This window comes from Agrobacterium tumefaciens (assembly GCF_005221325.1).
Lineage (GTDB): Bacteria > Pseudomonadota > Alphaproteobacteria > Rhizobiales > Rhizobiaceae > Agrobacterium.
The window spans coordinates 92,486-109,630 of sequence record NZ_CP039891.1 but is presented as its reverse complement, the minus strand read 5'-3'; the positions used below and the strand labels follow the sequence as shown (position 1 = coordinate 109,630).

Annotated in this window: 13 protein-coding genes and 1 pseudogene; 8 read left to right on the top strand and 6 right to left on the bottom strand. The window is 56.8% G+C overall.

Annotated elements, in window-relative coordinates; translation table 11 throughout:
- Positions 1 to 395 precede the first annotated feature (395 nt).
- Positions 396 to 716, top strand: coding sequence for a MarR family winged helix-turn-helix transcriptional regulator (locus CFBP5499_RS28130; protein ID WP_080830875.1), 321 nt, complete (start codon positions 396 to 398; stop codon positions 714 to 716).
- A 352-nt stretch (positions 717 to 1,068) separates the two neighbouring features.
- Here CFBP5499_RS28130 and fabF read toward each other — a convergent pair whose 3' ends face one another.
- Positions 1,069 to 2,346 (bottom strand): beta-ketoacyl-ACP synthase II, encoded by a 1,278-nt coding sequence (gene fabF, locus CFBP5499_RS28125; protein ID WP_080830879.1) that lies wholly within the window; start codon positions 2,344 to 2,346, stop codon positions 1,069 to 1,071.
- A 41-nt stretch (positions 2,347 to 2,387) separates the two neighbouring features.
- A complete protein-coding gene (locus CFBP5499_RS28120; RefSeq protein WP_080830882.1) occupies positions 2,388 to 2,972 on the bottom strand; it encodes a TetR/AcrR family transcriptional regulator in 585 nt (194 codons plus the stop codon).
- A 95-nt stretch (positions 2,973 to 3,067) separates the two neighbouring features.
- Here CFBP5499_RS28120 and CFBP5499_RS28115 point away from each other — a divergent pair, with 95 nt between their 5' ends.
- From CFBP5499_RS28115 to CFBP5499_RS30940, 4 genes and pseudogenes are all read left to right on the top strand, one after another.
- Positions 3,068 to 4,174 carry an efflux RND transporter periplasmic adaptor subunit gene (locus tag CFBP5499_RS28115; protein ID WP_173989291.1) on the top strand — a complete coding sequence of 369 codons (1,107 nt, stop codon included), beginning with the start codon at positions 3,068 to 3,070 and terminating at the stop codon, positions 4,172 to 4,174.
- Positions 4,171 to 7,284 carry an efflux RND transporter permease subunit gene (locus tag CFBP5499_RS28110; RefSeq protein ID WP_080830886.1) on the top strand — a complete coding sequence of 1,038 codons (3,114 nt, stop codon included), beginning with the start codon at positions 4,171 to 4,173 and terminating at the stop codon, positions 7,282 to 7,284. Before CFBP5499_RS28115 ends, CFBP5499_RS28110 begins: the two co-directional genes overlap by 4 nt.
- A gap of 59 nt (positions 7,285 to 7,343) precedes the next feature.
- Positions 7,344 to 8,036 carry a glutathione S-transferase family protein gene (locus CFBP5499_RS28105; RefSeq protein ID WP_080830888.1) on the top strand — a complete coding sequence of 231 codons (693 nt, stop codon included), beginning with the start codon at positions 7,344 to 7,346 and terminating at the stop codon, positions 8,034 to 8,036.
- Between the two features lie 179 nt (positions 8,037 to 8,215).
- Positions 8,216 to 8,386, top strand: a pseudogene (locus tag CFBP5499_RS30940) (TetR family transcriptional regulator); the annotation flags it as partial.
- Between the two features lie 776 nt (positions 8,387 to 9,162).
- Here the strand turns inward: CFBP5499_RS30940 and CFBP5499_RS28095 are convergent.
- Entirely contained in the window at positions 9,163 to 9,948 is a 786-nt protein-coding gene (locus tag CFBP5499_RS28095; RefSeq protein ID WP_080830891.1) for a helix-turn-helix transcriptional regulator, read from the bottom strand.
- A 400-nt stretch (positions 9,949 to 10,348) separates the two neighbouring features.
- On the opposite strand from CFBP5499_RS28095, the gene CFBP5499_RS28090 reads away from it, so the two are divergent.
- From CFBP5499_RS28090 to CFBP5499_RS30270, 3 genes are all read left to right on the top strand, one after another.
- Positions 10,349 to 11,716 carry an NCS2 family permease gene (locus CFBP5499_RS28090; RefSeq protein WP_137066520.1) on the top strand — a complete coding sequence of 456 codons (1,368 nt, stop codon included), beginning with the start codon at positions 10,349 to 10,351 and terminating at the stop codon, positions 11,714 to 11,716.
- A 12-nt stretch (positions 11,717 to 11,728) separates the two neighbouring features.
- The gene (locus CFBP5499_RS28085) at positions 11,729 to 13,591 is read left to right on the top strand and encodes an adenine deaminase (protein WP_137066518.1); all 1,863 of its coding nucleotides are present in this window, start codon (positions 11,729 to 11,731) and stop codon (positions 13,589 to 13,591) included.
- A gap of 284 nt (positions 13,592 to 13,875) precedes the next feature.
- Positions 13,876 to 14,280: a hypothetical protein gene (locus CFBP5499_RS30270; RefSeq protein ID WP_173989293.1), complete on the top strand. Its 405-nt coding sequence runs from the start codon at positions 13,876 to 13,878 to the stop codon at positions 14,278 to 14,280.
- A gap of 136 nt (positions 14,281 to 14,416) precedes the next feature.
- On the opposite strand, the gene CFBP5499_RS28075 is transcribed toward CFBP5499_RS30270, so the two are convergent.
- From CFBP5499_RS28075 to CFBP5499_RS28065, 3 genes are read right to left on the bottom strand one after another with little or no spacing between them, the layout of a single operon-like run.
- A complete protein-coding gene (locus CFBP5499_RS28075; RefSeq protein ID WP_080830893.1) occupies positions 14,417 to 15,415 on the bottom strand; it encodes a 4-hydroxyproline epimerase in 999 nt (332 codons plus the stop codon).
- A gap of 19 nt (positions 15,416 to 15,434) precedes the next feature.
- Positions 15,435 to 16,292 (bottom strand): ABC transporter permease, encoded by an 858-nt coding sequence (locus tag CFBP5499_RS28070; protein ID WP_080830895.1) that lies wholly within the window; start codon positions 16,290 to 16,292, stop codon positions 15,435 to 15,437.
- Positions 16,289 to 17,137 (bottom strand): ABC transporter permease, encoded by an 849-nt coding sequence (locus CFBP5499_RS28065; RefSeq protein WP_080830896.1) that lies wholly within the window; start codon positions 17,135 to 17,137, stop codon positions 16,289 to 16,291. The genes CFBP5499_RS28070 and CFBP5499_RS28065 overlap by 4 nt, the downstream gene beginning before the upstream one ends.
- Between the last annotated feature and the right edge of the window lie 8 nt (positions 17,138 to 17,145).

Below are 17,145 nucleotides of genomic sequence, written 5' to 3'. Positions count from 1 at the left end.
GGATCAGGATCGCCAGCAAACCTCAATTCAGGTCGCGTGTCCCGGGTTTTTGAGCGATGCCGATCGCCAAAATGCAAGAGCTGCCCTTGAGGGGTAGGAATCGACAACCGCCATAGCTTCAGGCAATCCGCGTAACGACCTTTCACGTAAGAATAAGTATGATGCTGAATCCGCATCAGACCGAGAATCTTTGCCGGTTAAAGACGTTTTAAGACGTGGTTTTAGATGGTAGATGGAATATAAGTCGGCTAACAATTCACACTGATGTTACTCGTTTGGTCGTAGGGCGCGAGGCTGCTGTGGGCGCAAATCCTGAAAAAGATCTTTGTTTTGTCGTGGTGCGGTTCGCACGCCTCCTGTCACGGGAAGTAAATTCGAGACTGAGTGAACTTGGAATGACGGGAGAACAAATGGCATTGCTAGATGCCATAGAACGTATACCGTCCCCGCGTAACACAGACGTTAGTGTAGCGCTCGGTCTTGATCCCTCGACGGTATCTGCAAATATCAAACCGCTTCTTAGGCTAGGCTTGATCACGACGCTCGATGACCCCAGCGATCGCCGCGCGAAGACTCTTGAGCTCGCCGCGGAGGGCCGCCGCAAGCTACTATCAGCACGCGTAATCCTGGACGAGATAGACGTTAGAATTAAGAGAAAACTGGAACAGAACGGATCACTTGAGGACGTCACCCTGGCGTTAGATCGCTTATGCTAAGGTGCGACCGCACGACCCCGGCCGCCGATCACCAAGGCTTATTATCCGGTCTGTCCAAAGACAGTTTCCGTTCTATTTTAGACGCGTCTCCTGCGGTTGCGGGTGGCAAAACCTTCTCCATTTCCTGTTCAAGTCGGCGGACGCGCTGTTGGAGTCCCGCGAGCTGATCCCCTTGGAGATCGTCGATCCCCAGGAGGGCTTCACTCCAGAGCTTCAATTTCGCAAGGATGCGGTTCCACATCGTTAATTCCCTTTGCCTGCGCCCATCATCGGCGTGACCGGTCGGCACTTTGCCGATGTTGATATGGATGCGGCTTTACTGGCCGCACGTCAGTGCCATAAATCCGAGTTCCTATGAAGCTTTGTCAGCCCACCGCTTGAATACGGCACTGGCATTCACGCCGCCAAAACCAAATCCATTGGTTATCGCGTAGTTCATGAGTATAGGTCGAGCCACCTTTGCGACGATGTCGATTCCGTCACTGGCGGGATCTGGTGCATTGAGGTTCAGCGTCGGCGGTGCAACCTGGTCTCGCAGAGCCATGATTGCAAATATTGCTTCAAGTCCGCCGGCCGCACCAAGTAGGTGCCCGGTCGCGGATTTCGTGCCGCTCACCGCCACATTCGATCCTTTGCCAAACACAGACTTTATAGCCTCGATTTCGCCTCGGTCGCCCACCGGCGTTGATGTCGCGTGCGCATTCAAATGCTGGATCTCTTGTGGAGAAATGCGAGCCTGTTTTATCGCAATCTGCATAGCTCTCGCAGCACCTGATCCGTCCTCAGGGCCAGACGTAATGTGATGAGCATCCGCTGTCGTGCCGTAACCGACCAGTTCGGCCAACGGTTCGGCGCCGCGTGCAAGTGCATGACTGAGGGACTCGATGACGAGAACCCCTGCACCCTCGCCCATGACGAACCCATCACGAAGCATATCAAACGGCCTCGATGCCAGTTCGGGCGTGTCGTTGAACCCTGCAGACAACGACCTTGCCGCCGCAAATCCGCCGAGGCTGACGATGTTCATGCAGGCTTCCGTCCCGCCGCAAACTGCGATGTCAGCTTCGCCGGCATGAACTAGCCTTGCGGCATCGCCAATTGCCTGAACACCTGCCGCACAGGCTGTCACCGGCGCTCCCAGCGGCCCCTTCAACCCGTGGCGGATTGATACTTGACCGGCAGCTAGATTAACGAGGAAAGAAGGAATGGTGAACGGCGAAAGACGTCGTGGCCCCTTTTGATCTACAGTACGTACAGCTTCGGTGATGGCCGGAAAGCCGCCGATCCCAGACGCGATGATCGTTGCCGTCCGAAGACGATCCTCTTCAGAAATTGGTCTCCATCGCGCCTGCGCAAGTGCTTCGTCAGCTGCGGCAAGGGCAAAGAGAATGAATCGGTCGATTTTACGCTGATCTTTCGGTGGCAGGACGCGATCAGGATCAAAGCCGCCCTCCGCATCCTCCGAAATGGACGGGACGACCCCGCCAACCTTCGCAGGTAGTTCGCCAACGACCTCATCCGATAGACGACGAATACCAGATCGTCCGGCCTTAAGCCGGGTCCACGAACTGGAAACACTGGCACCGAGTGGGCTTACCGCACCCATGCCGGTAATGACGATACGACGCATAGAGACTCCAAACAATGTTTTACAGGCAGAAATGTGTACGCTTATGCCTCTTTGGAGTGTGCTAGTCGCATCACCTCCTTGGCCGCAGTTTCGAGCATGCTTGTTGATAGGTCTTGATCGGTCACGATCCGTGACAGCGTGACAGCGCCAACCATCAGAGCTAGCGCGACTTTTGCCTTCTCGTTGGCTTCAGGGCTTCCCCCATTCGGCATCAATTCCTGAAGAACCTGAAGGTGGGCTTTAATCCCATCCTGGAATGGTGCTCGAACTTCTGGGCTTTGTCTCGCGGCGTCTGAACCAAGTGCAACCAACGGGCACCCGTCGCTCGTTTCTTCACGGTGGCCTGCGGAAAGATAAAAATCGACGAACGCCCGAAAAGGATCTGAACTCGCCGCAGCAACGGACGACCATCGACGTGTCGCGCTTTCCATCGCGCGCCGTGAAGCAAGTGCAGCAAGGTCGTCCTTCGATTTGAACTGCTTGTAGAAGCCGCCCTGCGTAAGGCCAGCGCCTTTCATCAGGTCTTTCAGACCAATCCCATCAAATCCGTTCTCTCTGAAGAGACGACTTGCGGCGTTGATGACCGCCTCGCGATTGGCCTCTGCCTGGGCTCGACTGACTCTCATGATATGGACCCTTAGATTTCAGTTGACATCAATAACTGTTTTAGATTTAAGAAGCAATCTAACAGTTTCAACTCTTTCGTCAAGAAGGTGCGCTCGTGAACAAAAAAATGGTCCTTTTATCGGCCGTGCTCCTCGCCGGGGCCGCCGCAGGAGCGTTCTGGCTCTGGCCAACGGCAGAGGTTTCCGCTACCGCCGACCCCCGCACAATTGCTCCCTATGTGAGCGTAGCGCAGGCGAAAACACCCGACTCCATCTCGCGCAGCTTGACAGGTACGGTCGCAGCGCGCGTGCAAAGCGACCTGGGATTCCGGGTGCCTGGAAAGATCATCACGCGTTTCGTCAACATTGGAGACGAGGTCAAGGCGGGGCAGCCATTGATGCAAATTGACGAAACCGACCTTCGGCTTGCGCTGACGGCAAAGCGCAATGCCGTCATTGCAGCCCAGGCGACATTTGTCCAAGCGCAGGCTGATGAGAAGCGTTTTGCCAATCTGATTAAAACCAATGCCGCATCGACCCAGCAATATGAACGATCAAAGGCGGCGCTCGATACTGCCGCAGCCCAGCTGTCCGCGGCTCAGGCTGAAGCCAATGTCGCCGCGAATGAGGCGACGTACTCACAGCTTTTGGCAGACGTAGACGGTACGGTGGTCGAAACCCTCGGCGAGCCTGGGCAGGTAGTTGCTGCCGGACAAACCGTTGTCAGGCTGGCGAAAGCGGGCGCGCGCGAGGCCCTCGTCTTCATGCCTGAAAATATTCGCCCGGAAGTGGGAGCCCCGGCTTACGCCTCCGTTTACGGGCGCGAGGGTGAGGCGAGAGCGGTGCTTCGTCAGATTTCTGCGTCTGCCGACCCAAGGACAAGAACCTATGAAGCGCGCTGGGTGCTCGAAGGTGCGGCAGCGAGCGCGCCTCTTGGCGCGACGGTAACAGTGAAGATACCCAATCAGGATGCTCAGTCTCACGCCGAGGTTCCTGTCGGGTCTATCATCGATGACGGCACCCGAAGTGGTGTTTGGATCGTTGATAGCCAAGCATCTACTGTACATTTTCGTGAGATCAAGGTCGAACGCTTGGGTGAAGAGGACGCCATCGTATCCGGCGTTAAGCCAGGTGAAGACATCATTGCGCTGGGAGCACACCTTTTGACGGATGGTGCAAGCGTTCGAACAACGGTGGAAAAAGCAGAGGCGGACAAGTCATGAGCTTTAACCTGTCTGCGCTCGCCGTCCGCGAGCGTGCCGTCACCCTGTTCTTTATCGTCCTTCTGGCTGCCGCAGGCGTCTATGCTTTCATGAGCCTTGGACGCGCGGAAGATCCATCCTTCACCATCAAGACGATAACCGTCACGGCCGCATGGCCGGGCGCGACCGCGCGCGAGATGCAGGAGCTGGTCGCCGAACCGTTGGAGAAACGTATTCAGGAACTGACCTGGTATGACAGGGTGGAAACGACCACGCGTCCTGGATACGCTTACCTGACGGTTACCCTCAAGGACAGCACACCGGCCAGTGCCGTCGAGGAAGAGTTCTATCAGGCGCGCAAGAAACTAGGGGACGAAGCCAGAAGCCTGCCGCCCGGTGTCTTTGGCCCCTTCGTCAACGATGAGTATTCTGACGTCAGCTTCGGCCTTTACGCCCTGAAAGCAAAGGGCATGCCGATGCGTGATCTGGTCCGTCAGGCCGAGACGATCCGGCAAGATCTTCTTCATGTGCCGGGCGTCAAAAAAATCAATATTCTGGGTGAGAGGCCCGAGCAGATTTTCGTCGAGTTTTCGTTTGAGAAACTGGCGACACTCGGAGTTTCTGCGCAGGATATCGCTTCGGCACTTCAAAACCAGAATACGGTGACCCCAGCCGGGTCCATCGACACGCGCGGTCCCCAGGTGTTCATCCGTTTCGATGGCGCTTACAACAGCATCCAGGCCATCGGTGATACCCCCATCGTGGCGGGTGGCCGGACCTTGAAGCTTTCCGACATTGCCGAAATCAAACGTGGCTATGAAGATCCTGCGACCTACGTCATCCGCCATAATGGCGAGCCGACAATCATGCTTGGTGCGGTCATGCAATCAGGCTGGAACGGCCTTGAGCTTGGCAAAGCGCTTGAGGAACGATCTGCAAAGATCAGCCAGGCTCTGCCTCTGGGTATGACGCTGGCAAAGGTCAGCGATCAGGCCGTCAATATTCAGGAAGCCGTCGGCGAGTTCATGATGAAATTTGCCATGGCGCTCGGTGTGGTGCTGTTCGTCAGTCTGGTCGCTTTGGGTTGGCGCGTCGGCATCGTCGTGGCACTTGCAGTGCCGCTGACACTGGCTGTTGTCTTTCTGATTATGTTGGAGACAGGCCGCTTCTTCGATCGCATCACGCTCGGGGCGCTTATTCTCGCCCTCGGGCTTCTTGTCGATGACGCCATCATCGCCATTGAAGTGATGGTGGTGAAGATGGAAGAAGGCATGGACCGTATCAAGGCGGCCGCCTACGCCTGGAGCCACACAGCAGCGCCGATGCTTTCGGGCACGCTTGTCACAATCATTGGACTTATGCCGGTTGGCTTCGCGCGGTCGACGGCCGGCGAATACGCGGGTAACATCTTCTGGGTCGTCGGCTTTGCTCTGATCGTGTCCTGGATCATCGCCGTGGTGTTTACGCCTTATCTCGGCGTTAAAATGCTCCCCGACATCAAACCTGTCAGCGGCGGCCACGACGCGATCTATGGCACCCCGAATTACCAGCGCCTTCGCAATGTGATCAAGTTTGCTGTTCGCCACAAATTCGTAACCTGTGCGGCAGTCGTCGTGATCATGGCAGCCTCAGTCGTCGGCATGGGTAGCGTCAAGCAGCAGTTTTTTCCAGCTTCGGACCGGCCGGAAGTACTTGTCGAAGTGCGCATGCCTGAAGGGACCAGTATCGAAACCACGACAAGAACCGTCGAGAAAGTGGAGAAGTGGCTTCAAGAGCAGCCCGAGTCCAATATCGTTACCAGCTATATCGGCCAGGGTGCACCGCGCTTTTTCTTCGCGATGGCTCCTGAGCTGCCGGATCCCGCATTCGCCAAAATCGTCACGCTGACGCCAAATGCCGAGGGACGCGAAGCGTTGAAGCACCGCCTGCGCGATGCAATTTCTAATGGCCTTGCGCCCGAGGCATCGGTCCGCGTCACACAACTCGTATTCGGGCCTTATACGCCGTTCCCTGTCGAGTTTCGTGTCATGGGACCAGATCCCGAAAAGCTCTACGAGATTTCAGAACAAGCTCTCGCCATCATGAAAACCGTTCCGGATGTCCGTCAGGCCAACCGTGATTGGGGCAATCGCACGCCCGTGGTCCGTTTCATCCCCGATCAGGAGCGACTTAACCTCATCGGTCTATCGCCAGCTGAGGCTGCGCAGCAGATGCAATTGCTGTTGAGCGGGGTCTCGGTTACGCAGGTTCGAGAAAACATTCGCAACGTGCCTGTTGTCGCACGCAGCGGCGGCGAAAACCGTCTTGATCCTTCGAGACTTTCGGACTTCTCGCTGATCAGCCGCGACGGACAGGCAGTTCCGCTTGACCAGATAGGCCATTCGGAAATCAGGTTCGAAGAGCCGATCATGAAACGCCGAGACCGAACATCCGTAATTACTATTCGGTCTGACATCAGCGAAGCAACCCAACCGCCGGAAGTTTCGCAAGCGGTGATGAAGGCGCTGCAGCCGCTGATCGCATCACTCCCCGTCGGCTATCGGATTGAGATGGGCGGTAACATTGAGGAATCGCTGAAGGCAAACGCCGCACTCGTCAAGATATTCCCGATGATGATTGCGGCGATGTTGATCGTCATCATTCTTCAGGTCCGTAGCCTGTCGACCATGACCATGGTTATGCTGACGGCACCTTTAGGTCTTGCGGGGACGGTGCCAGCCTTGCTTCTGTTCAATCAACCGTTCGGCTTCAATGCCATCCTCGGATTGATCGGACTCGCCGGCATTCTGATGCGAAACACGCTCATCCTGACCGAGCAGATCAAGGACAATCAGGCTGCTGGCCTGGATGATTATCATGCCGTTATCGAAGCGACCGTGCAGCGGACGCGCCCAGTCATTCTGACAGCACTTGCAGCGGTTCTCGCCTTCATTCCTCTGACCCATTCGGTGTTCTGGGGGTCGATGGCCTACACGCTGATCGGCGGCACAGCTGTTGGCACAGTGCTGATCCTGCTGTTTCTTCCGGCGCTCTACGTGGCTTGGTTCCGGATAAAGCCGTCGGAGGATTCGCTTAAGGAAAACCACCATGGGATGGGTGCAGAACCGAGTGTGCATCTCGCTGCGGAATAGGCAGAGCCGGTGAGAATGCTAACTCCAAAGAAAAAGCTTGCATGTCGGGAGGATCTCACATGAAGGCACTCTTCAGAACGCTGTGGGGCAACATTGCCCTGCGGCCATCCGTCGAGCGAGCAAGCGAAGTCAAAAATGTCGATGTTCTGGAAAGTCACACCAAAAGGCAACCAATCGTATCCACGTTCCAAAACCCTTTCGATGGCGGCCGGGGGCACCACCGCGATTTTCGGGTGCGCTGGGCATTGGAAGAAGTTGGACAACCGTATCATCTGCGGTTTTTGACGTTTCCTGAAATGCAAAGGGTTGAATACCGCCGCGAACTCCATCCTTTCGGACAGATGCCGACTTACGAGGACGGCGACCTAGCCCTCTTCGAATCAGGAGCGATCGTCCATCACATCGCGCACGAGCATTCTGGTCTGCTGCCACCCGACCGCAATGCGAGGGCACGGGCGGTGATGTGGATGTTTGCGGCTTTGAACACAATTGAACCCTGCATTTCGTCAGGTAGCGCTGGCTATCTTCCCCTGCGGCTTCAGGAACTGGCTGAGACGCTGGGTGGCTCTGACTGGTTGGACGGGGATTTTACTGCCGGAGACCTGCTGATGGTGACCGTGCTTAGATCGCTACGTGGGACGGATGTCCTACGAGAGATCCCCATGGTTCAACTTTACGTCGAACGCGGTGAAGCTCGCCCCGCGTTTCAGCGAGCGCTGGCATCGTACTCCACTCGGTCTCAACCATTATGATTCCGCAGCAGCGAGCGCGCTTTATGCGCAGCAGAAGAGTGGCTTTCGGAATGGGTGGTCCCTTATGAGGCGATCACCGAGTAGTCGGGGAACCGAAGCGGTAGAGAGTCCAAAACCGCTTTGGCTAAATTTGACATTCTTCGAGGGGCCGAAGAAGTGTTCGCGGAGTTGGCTATCGCAAGGCGACAATCGATGACATAGCGGCACAAGCTGGGATTAGCCGCGCTGAGTTGTACCGGTCTTTCCCGGCAAGAGGGTCGATTGATGAGGCGCTTGCAGAACTGCAACTGAACAAAATTAGCGACGAACTCGAACGCATCACGAATTCTACGGATCAATCACCGGATTAACGGCTCGCATGCTTACTGCGCACTCTTGCCGAGGTGAGTTCGGAAAAAATCGTAGGGAACGTTCACGCGAACGACCTGGTCAGGGATGCAGTAATCCAAGCATTGCCAGCCGCACGCGGGTTTTTGGCTCGTGTGCGTGCCTCAATCACAAAGCTCCTGAAAGCGGAATGTGATTCCGGACTCGGGTGCATCGAGACCCGCGAGCTGGCCGCCGCATGTATCACCATGCACATGACGAACTATTTACATCCAGTGCTTTCGTCCGGCTACAAACCCGACAACCCAGGGATTGAGAATGTTATAAATCTCGTTCTTCAAAGCGTGAATAAAAGGTCCGGGCCTACGCTGTGATTTATTACGGGACATGGGGTGAAAAACAAGAACAGCGGCACCTGTCAAAGGAGGAGCAGACGTTCTTCAAACACGCAGCGGATTTCAGATCACATCAGTGACCGCCCTCGAAGATAGACCGGTTGACCTGTTGCATAGAAGCCCCATCCTTGATGCCTGTAAGTCGGACCAACTGAGAGCGCCAAAACGGCAACAAGGCAAATCGACAGGATTCTCATTGGCTCGATCCTCGTGGGAAAACCTGCGCGAACGCCGCATGACTATGGAGTTTTCAATGTCTTTGCCATCGCCGCAGGGTCCACACCGAAACACACACCTGTTCTATTGCCGCCGTCCGCAGCCTGGATTCAAGTCACGATAGAGATGCCGTATTTGCAGAGATAATTGACGGCTCGCAAGACCACGATTCCGTGAAAATACAACTACTACCGGAAACGGCTTGGTGGAGCGCCATTCCTCTCCTTGACCCGCCGTGAAAAATGCGCCGGGCTCCGGAATCCGCAGCGATGGGATATCTCGTCGATTGTCAGGCTGGTGGACTGCAGCATCTGGATACCCGCATCCAGCCTTCTCTCCCATAAATAATGTATCGGCGGCACGCCGAGATAGGTCTTGAAAAGATGGATGAGGTAGTTTGCGTTGGTATCGGCGAGGCTCGCTAGCCTTGCAACCGTCCACGATCGTGAATATTCACTGTCGAGAGCCTTTTTTGCCACGCTAACCGCCTTTGGCAATGGCCTCGTTCGCCCCGCAAGCTGGGTGCCTCGGATATATTCCGCGAGGATCGTCCGGCCGAGCGAATTGCGCATGTGATTTGTGACATCGTGCTCGGGCGTGGCATCGGATTCCTGCTGCAATGAGAGAGCGCCGGCAAAGAGCGATGGCATCAAGGGAGGAATCGGCTGGGCGGCCGGCAAATTTTCCAGTACCGACCAGTCCTCCTCCGACAGCGCATCCGGAGAAAAGTGGCACCACATTGTCTGAACCTTTTGGTCTTTGTTTGACAACGCGTAGAGATCGACCTGGTATGCCTGTAATGTGGCGCAGGGCGCATGCACAACTCGAACACGGCCGTCGACGATGAACCGCACCGACCCCTTCACAATGAGCGACACCTCGACACGTGGTTCGCCGAAATAGGTGCCGGCTGGATTGTTGTCGCTTGTCGCCTTGTGAAAGTGAAAGTTATAGTCTCGACTTAAAATCTCCATAACTCGATCCTTCCTACAGAACAGCCCGCATCCGATGCGTAGAACCCAATTGCACTCGGTCGGCTGCGGCTTGGTGTGAGAACCTCGGCCTTTGCCAATTTACGACGGCGTTCCATTTCGATAACAAGCAATATTCGTGCCTAACTCATCGCATTCTATGTGAACGCTGACCCGCCTGTCGCACTGCGGTTAGGGCATTCGTGCCAAGCCAAAAAGTAATCCCTGTGCAGCGACCGAAGCCTCTCGGTTGTCAGAATGGGCATATCTTTCTGAATTCCAATCAACTTCACGAAGCCGCAGTCATGGCGCCCGCCTTTTCATGACGATATCCAGTTTCATCGCGCTCGATAGACAGCAAAAAGCTGCCAACGCGACGGCAAAAACAGGGGAACGATAGGCAATGACAGGCAGTGTTTTTTCGGATCAGGAGGGGTCAAAACTACCGGCCCTCAATCGATATTTCCGCATCGAAAAGCGGAATTCGTCGATATCGCGTGAGGTCGTAGCCGGTCTCACGACCTTCGGCGCGATGAGCTACATCATCGTGGTCAACCCAGCGATCCTGTCGGCCGCGGGCATGAATATGCATTCGCTCATCATCGCCACGGCCCTCGCTTCGATGGTAGGAACCTTGATCATGGCGCTTTGGGCCAATCTGCCGATCGCGCTCGCGCCCGGAATGGGGTCGAACGTAATCTTTGCGCAGGTGGTCGTGCTGCAGATGGGAGTATCCTACCAGACTGCCTTCACCATGGTCCTGATCGGCGGGATCCTGTTTACGATCCTGTCGCTCACCCGATGGCGCGAGCGGATTGTCCGCGGTTTTCCCGAGCCGATCCGGCTGGGCATACAATGCGGCCTCGGTCTTTTCATCGCCTATCTCGGCCTCAAGAACGCCGGCCTGGTGTCTCTGGCCAATGACCGGCTTTCCTTCGGTGATATCGCCGAGCCGGCCGTCATGCTTTCGCTTATCGGCGTGCTTGTGACGCCGATGCTGATCGCATTGCGGATACCGGCCGCCTTCCTGATCTCGATCGCCGCCCTGAGTGTCATCGGCCTGTTCATCACAGCGGATGGAACGCCGCTGACAGCCGTTCCGGATCGCATCATCGATTTTCCGATCATCCCAAAAGAGCTCTTCTTCGCTTTCGATTTCCATGAGTTTTTCACGCACTTCTGGCTCGTTCTTCCGATCACGCTCTACTTCTTCATATCCGATTTCTTCTCTGCGACAGCGACGCTGATTGGTGTGACACGCCGCGGCAAGATCATGGATGAGGACGGCAACATTCCGAGCGCCAGGCAGGCCTACGCCGCTGACGGCTTCGCCTCGATTATCGGTGCTGCTTTAGGCACGTCGACTGTCGTGGCGTACGTGGAATCGGCGGCGGGCGTCGAAGCAGGCGGCCGTACGGGCCTGACCGGCATCGTCGTCGCAGTTCTCTTCGGTGTCTCGCTCTTCTTCTGGCCGCTCATCGGCATCATTCCGGCCCAGGCAACGGCTCCGGCCCTGGTGATGGTCGGCGTTCTGATGATGGAAGGCATTCGCGACTTGGACACGTCGCGGCCTGAGAATGCCATTCCGCCTATCCTGATCCTCCTGATCACGGTCGTAACCACCGATCTGATGATGGGATTGGCGATCGGTTGCTTCGTCTACTCGCTGATCGTTCTGGCGACGCGCCAGTGGCAGAAACTCACCGCGATGCTCGTAGCCCTTGATGTCATCTTCATCATCTACATCATTATCGTCAATCGGGCTTTTTAAGGAGCGCGCACCATGAGCCTTCCAAACGACCTCATCCTCAGCGCAAAGGACGATATCACCATCCGCCAGGATCTCGTCCTTGTGGCCTTGGGCAAAAGACCGGCGGATCTGGTGATCCGCGTGGGCCGCCTGCTGAATGTACATACGCGCATGTGGGCTATTGACCAGGAGATCGTCGTCAAGGGACGGCGCATCGCCTGGGTCGGCCCTGCCGGCCAATACAAGGGGGAGGTCGCCGGCCGAGTACACTATCCGGACCTTTCGGCCGTTCCCGGCTTCGGCGAGGTGCACAAGCACATCGAAAGCACGCACCTGACGCCCGAATATGAGGCAGCCCTTGTTCTGCCGAGAGGCAACACCTGGACGTGCGAGGCGAGCCACGAATTCGCAAATGTCGACGGCCCCAACAATACGGCGTTCTGGAAGACGGCCCGCAGTTATGGCGTACCACACAAGGTCTTCATCCAGCCCGGCTCCGCAGTGCCTCCGAGCGGATGGGAGAGCACCGGCGGCCATTACGGCTATGAGGAGCAGCGCGGCTTCCTGACGGGAGATCTGTCCGTGGTCAGTCTCGACGAGGTCATGGACTGGCCGGCGGTCTGGGATCCGCAAAACCCCGCCTATGAGCGAATATGGGGAATGATCCGTGCTACGGTCGAACAGCGCGGCGTTGTCGAGGGACACGGTGCAGGTCTTGTCGAGGTGCATGAAACCAGTGCCTTCGCCGCGTCCGGTATCTCTTCCGATCATGAGATCTGGAGTTTCGAGGACGGCTGGGAGAAAATAAACCGCGGCATCTTCATTGAGATCCGCCCCTATAATTTCCCCGAGGTCTTGCCGGGCCTCCTTGAGCGCGGCCTTCCCGATTGGTCCAATATCGCCTTTACCACGGATGACCGCAGTGCCTCGGAAACGCTGAGAATAGGCGCTAGCGACTACAATCTTCGATCCGCGATCGAGCACGGCGTCCCGCCCGAAACCGCCATTCAATGTGTCACGCTCAACCCGGCCAGACATATGCGCATCGACGCATGGGTGGGCAGCATTACACCCGGCCGCTACGCGGATCTCGTGCTGCTCAACGACGTGGAGTCCGTTTCCATCTCAGCCGTTTACGCAGACGGCTTGCTCGTTTCCGAAGGCAAGCAATATCTCGGACCGCAACCCGACATTTCCTGGCCGGAATGGGCAAGCGATACGATGAAGATCGGGCGCTTCCTGACTGCAGCGGACTTTGCCATTCCTGCTCCAGACAGCCGTTACACCGTGCAAGCAGCGCTCCTGCGCCCCTTTCACTGGAATCAGGATTTCCTGACAATGGAACTGGCCGTTAAAAACGGCGAGGTGCTGCGAGACACGGTGCGGAGGATCACGAAATTCGCTATCGTTGACCGGTATAACGGCACCGGAAAGCTGGCATCGATGTTCTGGCTGGGCTGCGGTCCTTCGGATCCGGACACGGCGCTTGCCTGCTCCGTCGCCCATGATTCACATAACGTCTGGACGGTGGGCTCCTCCGACAGTGCGATGGCGATGGCCGTAAATCGCCTGCAGGAAATCGCCGGCGGATGGGTGCTGGTGCATCGGGGCGAGATCGTAGCGGAGGTACGCTACGAGATCGGTGGCCTGATGACGGCGCGCCCGGCAGAGGAACTTGATCGAGAAATGCAGCAGTTATACTCAGCCGCGGAAAAGATCGAGTGGATGTACGAGCCTTCCGCTACCAAGATCTGGAAACCGGGCTTTCCGGAAACGCTGATATTCGCCACCCTGACTTGCCTGCCCTGGCGCTGGGTATTCGTCGCGCCAAGCGACCAGGTGCCGTCAGGACTTGTCAACGTCAACACAGGCCAATCGCATCCTGTCGTGTGGTAAACTAAGGGTTGTAGGGAGCTAGACATCGACAGCTGAGGTTGGCCAAGGAAGAGCGGTGGCCCCATTGATGCAGAAAGCAGACAATGACGAGATTCCCAATTTCTGGCGGCGTGATGAGGACCGCTTCGTCCAGGCCCACACGGCACAGCCCGCTTCGTCAGTCGAGGCGGCTCGTAGCGGTACGTCCGGAATGCACCAACTAGAGCTGATGTTCGCAGCGCTCTGGCGATCGCAGCTGCTGCCATTGAATCCGTGTCGGCCGACAGCGTCCCGTCAGCACATAGATGTTGGAAAACTTCGTCATTCAGTTTGTCATCGGCGAGGGAAGGAAAATCGCCATGGGAAGTGAAAGTAAAAGTTCCGAAGCCCAAGAAATTTTTGATTTGAGAAGCATGCTTGCGGTCAAAGCTTTGCAGCTATCCTGTCATCAAGGGCGAATCCCGCGAACTGTTGTCACCTGCCCGGAAGTCGTCGCCTGTCGACGGCGAATTCCCAAGCTGCTCGTTGTTCTGTCGCCGAGTCGACGGTGGTTCGGGTGGCAATCTCTCTTGGGTTTGAGAGTTATCGCGAATTCAGACGCGTTTCCCGCAGCATGTGAAAGTCAATGCAATCTTCAGATGGATATTAATTTCGTTGTTTCTCGCCCCGGCGTGAAAGTGTACTACGACCAATGCTGCTTGATCTTATGACGATGCCCGGAACGCAGAGCGCCAACGAACAACGCAAAGGCGATAACTGAATGCGCGGACAAAGCCGACGACAGACGGTAAACCCGGGTAGCCGTGTCAGATGACGTCATGTTCAATCTACCACCACGGCAAGCGTCTATCTGATCTGAAAGCCATGCGCGAGAGGGTCCCGATCATCCACGAAGATAGTATTATGCCCGGTGATCCGGGCCCACCCCCCAACGCTCGGCTTGATGCCCTTAAACGGACCAACCGGGACTTCGTCTTCGATCCGCCCTTCGAACACAGTGCCGATAATACTTTCCTGACGGAAGGGTTGGCCTACCTTCAGCCGCCCCTTGCCGTAAAGCTGGGCCATTCTGGCTGAGGTACCAGTCCCGCCCGGGGAGCGATCGATGGCCTTGTCGCCGTAGAACACAGCCCCACGACCATCTGCCGCGTCGCTTGTCGGTTTATCACACCAGAGAGCGTGGTGAACTCCGTTGATCCTGGCATCGTCCGGATGGTGCGGATTGCAGATTTCTGCCAGCGCTTCGCGTAACTTTACGCTGAGATCGACTATTCCGCCGGCAGACATCCCATCAAGTCCCGACCACGATTGCTGCGGTTCAATGACTGCGTAATAATTTCCCCCATAGGAAATATCCACGACGAGACCCCCGAAGCCCGGAAGATCGACGGCGACGTCTGCGGCGTGAAGATAGCTCGGCACGTTGAACATGCGCACCGATTCCACGAACGCGCCGGGTTTCTCGTAGAGAATATCCACCCGGCCGGCCGGGGTCTCAATGGAAAGTTGTCCCTCGATCCGCGGTTTGATTAGGCCTTCCTCGATGCCTGCGGTCACCAGACCGATCGTACCGGCCCCACACATGGGTAGGCAACCGCTAACCTCGATGAAGAGGACCGCGAAATCGCAATCCTCGCGATAGGCTGGATAGATGATCGCGCCTGACATAATGTCATGGCCGCGCGGTTCGAACATCAGGGACCTTCTTACCCAATCGTGGTCCCGAATAAACAGCTCGCGCCGCTCGGAGATCGGCAGATGCGGCAGAAGGGGGCCACCGCCAGCGACGAGGCGGACGGGATTGCCGCAGGTATGACTGTCGATGCAGAAGAAGCTGTGTCGCACGATCTTTCCTTTCGTTCCGTCAGCTACTTGCCCCGACCGGCGCACGACTTTGCTGTAATGCGCCGCGCGACAGCCGGTCCAGGAAGATAGCGACCGCAACGATCGCCAGTCCGGCCCTGAGCCCAAGGCCCATTTCCATGCGCGTCAGCCCGCGTGTGACCTCGGCGCCCAGACCGCCCGCGCCGACCAGACCGGCAAGAACGACGATGGCTAGAGACAGAAGAATGCACTGGTTCAGCCCGACGAGCAGCGTGGGCGTTGCTGCCGGAATTTCGATCTTGAGCAGGATGGAGCGCGGCGATGCGCCGGTAGCCTGCCCGAGTTCCAGAAGGTCTTTCGGTATCTGGTTGAACGCAAGCGTCGTCAGCCGAAGCATCGGCGGTATACCGTAGATGATCGTGGCGATGATCGCCGGGACCCGGCCGAGGCTAAAGATCATCACGGCAGGGATCAGATAAACCCAGGGCGGGACCGTCTGCATGATGTCCAGTACCGGACGGATAGTCGCCTCGAACGTGCGATGCCGGGAGGCCAGAATACCCAGGGGAAAGGCAATCAGCACTGAGATACACACCGACATCGTTACGAGGGCAAGCGTCTGCATCGAGGCTTCCCAAAGACCGGATACGGCGCAGAACGACAAGGCAATCGCGCTTGTTACTGCCACACGGATATTGATGACGGCTACAGCCAGGGCGACGAAAATCAGGATGACCGCATAGAAGGGAAGATAGAGAAGAGCTGATTCGATGCTTCCGAGAACCGCTTCAATGATCTTGGTCGCGATGTCGAAGAGGGGATGGAAATGGGCGTTCAACCAATCCACCACAGGGGCGAGATAGGCGCCCGGAGAAAACCAGACTGTTTCTGGGCTCATGATATCCCTCCCGTGTTGCGGCGTGCCGCACTTTGCGTCAGTCGGTCTATCACCATAGTAAGAATCACAATGGCAATGGCGGCGTTGATGGAGGTGGCGATATCCAGTGTTCTTACGGCGCCGTAGATGGTTTCGCCAAGCCCGCCGGAGCCAACGATGCCGGCGATGACGACCATGCCGAATGCCATCATTAAGCTCTGGTTGATCCCGGCCATGACGCTCGGGATTGCGAACGGCAACCTGATCTTCACGAACATCTGCCAGGGCGTCAGGCCGCTCGCTTGTCCCAGTTCAATGAACTCATGAGGCGTTCTGCGAATGCCAAGCGAAGTCAGCCGGATCGCAGGCGGCACGGCGACGATGACGGTGGCGAGAAGCGCGGTCGCAGGACCGTATCCCATCAGAGCGATGGCTGGTAAAAGGTAGATATAGGGCGGCAGGGTCTGGACCAGATCGAGCACCGGTTCCACGATTTTGTCGAAGGTCTTGACGAAGCCTGCCAAAACGCCAAGCGGAATTCCGATCATCAGCGCCATAAATGTGGCGGTGATGACAAGTGCCAGCGTGCTCATGGTTTCGGCCCATAGACCCATGACAGCGCAGCCCAGCATGGCGATACCCGTCAAAAGACCGGCCCTGCCGTTCATCAATCGCCATCCGAGAAGGGCTGCGAGCAGGGCAATCACGTAAAACGGTGGAAGCTGCGCCAGCCAGAGGACACCGTCATACGCGCCTTCCAGCACGGTCCGGATAGAATCGAACAGCCACGCGGCATTGTCTCCGATCCAGTTGAGTGCGTCGTCAATATGTTCGTCGAAGCTGTCTGTAATGGCGGAGGTGTCCATGACATCCC

Excerpts from the sequence above, each read along its gene's own strand:
- CFBP5499_RS28130 (WP_080830875.1), top strand. The coding sequence starts at position 396 with ATGACGGGAGAACAAATGGCATTGCTAGATGCCATAGAACGTATACCG.
- fabF (WP_080830879.1), bottom strand. The coding sequence starts at position 2,346 with ATGCGTCGTATCGTCATTACCGGCATGGGTGCGGTAAGCCCACTCGGT.
- CFBP5499_RS28120 (WP_080830882.1), bottom strand. The coding sequence starts at position 2,972 with ATGAGAGTCAGTCGAGCCCAGGCAGAGGCCAATCGCGAGGCGGTCATC.
- CFBP5499_RS28110 (WP_080830886.1), top strand. The coding sequence starts at position 4,171 with ATGAGCTTTAACCTGTCTGCGCTCGCCGTCCGCGAGCGTGCCGTCACC.
- CFBP5499_RS28105 (WP_080830888.1), top strand. The coding sequence starts at position 7,344 with ATGAAGGCACTCTTCAGAACGCTGTGGGGCAACATTGCCCTGCGGCCA.
- CFBP5499_RS28095 (WP_080830891.1), bottom strand. The coding sequence starts at position 9,948 with ATGGAGATTTTAAGTCGAGACTATAACTTTCACTTTCACAAGGCGACA.
- CFBP5499_RS28090 (WP_137066520.1), top strand. The coding sequence starts at position 10,349 with ATGACAGGCAGTGTTTTTTCGGATCAGGAGGGGTCAAAACTACCGGCC.
- CFBP5499_RS28085 (WP_137066518.1), top strand. The coding sequence starts at position 11,729 with ATGAGCCTTCCAAACGACCTCATCCTCAGCGCAAAGGACGATATCACC.
- CFBP5499_RS30270 (WP_173989293.1), top strand. The coding sequence starts at position 13,876 with ATGTTGGAAAACTTCGTCATTCAGTTTGTCATCGGCGAGGGAAGGAAA.
- CFBP5499_RS28070 (WP_080830895.1), bottom strand. The coding sequence starts at position 16,292 with ATGAGCCCAGAAACAGTCTGGTTTTCTCCGGGCGCCTATCTCGCCCCT.
- CFBP5499_RS28065 (WP_080830896.1), bottom strand. The coding sequence starts at position 17,137 with ATGGACACCTCCGCCATTACAGACAGCTTCGACGAACATATTGACGAC.